This is a genomic window from Pseudomonas sp. GM80 (assembly GCF_000282515.1).
In the GTDB taxonomy this organism is placed as follows: domain Bacteria; phylum Pseudomonadota; class Gammaproteobacteria; order Pseudomonadales; family Pseudomonadaceae; genus Aquipseudomonas.
In genome coordinates, this window is the sequence record NZ_AKJD01000239.1 from 1 (window position 1) to 4,133 (window position 4,133).

At 57.4% G+C, this 4,133-nt stretch carries 1 protein-coding gene; it reads left to right on the forward strand.

Features of this window, described 5'->3' with window-relative positions; genetic code table 11:
- Nucleotides 1-854 precede the first annotated feature (854 nt).
- Complete coding sequence (locus PMI37_RS27405; protein ID WP_008087496.1) at nt 855-3,749, forward strand: ribonucleoside-diphosphate reductase subunit alpha; 2,895 nt, start codon at nt 855-857, stop codon at nt 3,747-3,749.
- Nucleotides 3,750-4,133: the final 384 nt, after the last annotated feature.

A 4,133-nucleotide genomic window follows, 5' to 3' on the forward strand; every position in this document is an offset into this window, starting at 1 on the left:
GATCTTTTGATCCTGCCCCGCAAAATCAACATCAAAAGATCGCAGCGTGCCGCAGCTCGTGTTGCCCTGTAGGAGCTGACGAGTGAAACGAGGCTGCGATCTTTTGATTTTGTTTTTTTCAAGATCAAAGGATCGCAGCCTTCGGCAGCTCCTACAGGGATCCTCTAGTGTTTTTGTCATGTTTTTGGAGGATAAAATCGCATTCACCTGGGCCGATTGTATAAACGGCGTACAGCCGGAACACAAGTCGGTAAATGCGTTCGGACAAGGCGGTTTTTTGTGATAGGGTTCGCGCCCTTAAAAATCCGCTGAAGCGTTTTTCCAGGCGAAAAAACAGTGACAAACGGTCTAGCTCAGCAGGTCCGCGGCCTACACGGGAATTCCTTGTTTCTTACACAATTTACGCACAGGTTTATCCACAGGTAGTACGTTGCAACACCCCTCAAAACGCATTATCTTGTAGCACGGCGCGGGGAGAGACCCTACATATGGGGTTTTCCACTCAAACGCCCAACCACATTTAGGGCCTGAAACTCAAGTGCTTTATTGCCAGTTTCCGGTTGAACCAAGCAAGTTTTTCAAAGCCCAAACCGCACTTGCGGATGGCACCGTTTTTTAGGTCGGAAACGACCGGAACGGTACGGGTGTTGCAGTCATTACTGTCACCCTGGAAGGAGTTTGGCTCGAGCCTTGGCTCGGCGCCGAAAACTTCGGCAAGGATGCGGCGCTACAAGCCTTTTTCCTACTGTTCCGAAGTTGTTACGCCGACGCTTGTCGGTTGCAGTGCTTCGGTACAGAACGGTGAGCACCATGACGGTGCCAAACAAACATAGAGAATGTGGAGACCACCCCCCATGCAAACCGACACAACTCGCGAGAACCCGCAGGGCACCTTGCCGCAGGCCGCCGATTCGAATTCGGATCTGGCAGCCACCGCGCCGGGTCAACTGCGCGTGATCAAGCGTAATGGCACTGTCGTTCCTTACACCGATGACAAGATCACCGTCGCTATCACCAAAGCGTTCCTCGCAGTTGAGGGCGGCACCGCTGCCGCTTCGTCGCGAATCCACGACACTGTTGCGCGCCTGACCGAACAAGTCACCGCGACTTTCAAGCGTCGCATGCCATCGGGCGGCACCATCCACATCGAAGAAATCCAGGACCAGGTCGAACTGGCCCTGATGCGTGCCGGCGAGCAGAAAGTGGCGCGCGACTACGTGATCTACCGTGACGGTCGCTCGAAAGAACGCGCTGCCCACGCCCCGACCGAAGAAGCGGTCAACGCTCACCCGTCGATCCGCATCACCCGCGCTGACGGCAGCCTGGCGCCGCTGGACATGGGCCGCCTGAACACCATCGTTACCGAAGCGTGCGAAGGTCTGGAAGAGGTCGACGGCGACCTGATCCAACGCGAAACCCTGAAAAACCTGTACGACGGCGTGGCCCTGACCGACGTCAACACCGCCCTGGTGATGACCGCCCGTACCCTGGTTGAGCGTGAGCCGAACTACTCGTTCGTGACCGCCCGCCTGCTGATGGACACCCTGCGTGCCGAAGGCCTGGGCTTCCTCGGTGTGGCCGAAAGCGCCACTCACCACGAAATGGCCGACCTGTACGCCAAGGCCCTGCCGGCCTACATCGCCAAAGGTATCGAGTTCGAACTGCTGAACCCTGTGCTGGCCACCTTCGATCTGGAAAAACTGGGCAAGGCGATCAACCACGAGCGCGATCAGCAATTCACCTACCTGGGCCTGCAAACCCTGTACGACCGTTACTTCATCCACAAGGACGGTATCCGCTTCGAACTGCCGCAGATCTTCTTCATGCGCGTGGCCATGGGCCTGGCGATCGAAGAGAAGCAGAAAGAAGACCGTGCAATCGAGTTCTACAACCTGCTGTCGTCCTTCGACTACATGTCGTCGACCCCGACCCTGTTCAACGCCGGCACCCTGCGTCCACAGCTGTCGAGCTGCTACCTGACCACCGTGCCGGATGACCTGTCGGGTATCTACCACGCGATCCACGACAACGCCATGTTGTCGAAATTCGCCGGTGGCCTGGGCAACGACTGGACGCCGGTGCGTGCACTGGGTTCGTACATCAAGGGCACCAACGGCAAGTCGCAAGGCGTGGTTCCGTTCCTGAAAGTGGTGAACGACACCGCCGTCGCCGTTAACCAGGGTGGCAAGCGCAAAGGCGCTGTCTGTGCCTACCTGGAAACCTGGCACATGGACATCGAAGAGTTCATCGAGCTGCGCAAGAACACCGGTGATGATCGTCGTCGTACCCACGACATGAACACTGCCAACTGGATCCCTGACCTGTTCATGAAGCGTGTCTTCGACGACGGCAAGTGGACCCTGTTCTCGCCATCCGAAGTACCGGATCTGCACGACCTGACCGGTAAGGCCTTCGAAGAGCGTTACGAGTACTACGAAGCCCTGACCGAATACCCAGGCAAGGTTCGTCTGTTCAAGACCATTCAGGCTAAAGACCTGTGGCGCAAAATGCTCTCCATGCTGTTTGAAACCGGCCACCCATGGCTGACCTTCAAAGACCCGTGCAACCTGCGCAGCCCGCAGCAGCACGTCGGCGTGGTTCACAGCTCGAACCTGTGCACCGAAATCACCTTGAACACCAACAAGGACGAAATCGCCGTTTGCAACCTGGGCTCGATCAACCTGCCGAACCACATCGTCAACGGCAAGCTGGACACCGCCAAGCTGGAACGCACCGTGAACACCGCCGTGCGCATGCTCGATAACGTTATCGACATCAACTACTACTCGGTGCCACAAGCGAAGAACTCCAACTTCAAGCACCGTCCGGTCGGTCTGGGCATCATGGGCTTCCAGGACGCGCTGTACCTGCAGCACATCCCTTACGGTTCCGACGCTGCCGTCGAATTCGCCGACAAGTCGATGGAAGCGGTCAGCTACTACGCAATCCAGGCTTCTTGCGACCTGGCCGACGAGCGCGGCGCGTACGAGACGTTCCAGGGTTCGCTGTGGTCCAAAGGCATCCTGCCGCTGGATTCGCAACAGATCCTGATCGAGCAACGTGGCCAGAAGTACATCGACGTTGACCTGAACGAATCCCTGGACTGGGCACCGGTTCGCGCCCGTGTACAGAAAGGCATTCGTAACTCCAACATCATGGCCATCGCACCGACCGCGACCATCGCCAACATCACTGGCGTATCGCAGTCGATCGAACCGACCTACCAGAACCTGTATGTGAAATCGAACCTGTCGGGCGAATTCACCGTGATCAACCCGTACCTGGTTCGCGACCTGAAAGCTCGCGGTCTGTGGGACTCGGTCATGATCAACGACCTGAAGTACTACGACGGTTCGGTGCAGCAGATCGAGCGCATCCCGCAAGAACTCAAAGAGCTCTACGCGACTGCCTTCGAAGTGGACACCAAGTGGATCGTTGACGCGGCCAGCCGTCGTCAGAAGTGGATCGACCAGGCCCAATCGCTGAACCTGTACATCGCTGGCGCATCGGGCAAGAAACTCGACGTGACCTACCGCATGGCTTGGTACCGTGGCCTGAAAACCACCTACTACCTCCGTGCCCTGGCCGCAACCAGCACCGAGAAGTCGACCATCAGCACCAGCAAGCTGAACGCTGTTTCCAGCGGCGGCAACCACGGTGATGATTCGGTTCTCGCAGCACCTGCCGGCCCTGCTCCAGTGCCAAAGGCTTGCGCGATCGACGAGCCGGATTGCGAAGCTTGCCAATAAGCTGAGCCGAGTCAGGGCTTGCAAAACCCCTGAACCCAAAACCCCCGACAGACCTCTGGTTTGCCGGGGGTTTTCTTTTGCCCCACATTCCTGTGCAGGAGCTGCCGCAGGCTGCGAACTTTTGATCCTGTTTTTGCTGCATCACAAGCAAGATCAAAAGATCGCAGCCTTCGGCAGCTCCTACAGGGCTGACTTCAACTGCCAGAACATGGTCGGCTGACAGGCCGCCATCGCTGGCAAGCCAGCTCCCACAAGGATTGAGTTCAACCGGTAAATATTCGCACCGCTTCTGCTTCTCACCACTCAACACAATGAGCGCAAGCTCGAGTACCGCTTTTGATCTTGATCCACGGGCGACGTCGGAAGGCTGAGTGGAGGGATTGA

What these genes read in the sequence shown, in the direction of transcription:
- PMI37_RS27405 (WP_008087496.1), top strand. Translation starts at nt 855, where the DNA reads ATGCAAACCGACACAACTCGCGAGAACCCGCAGGGCACCTTGCCGCAG.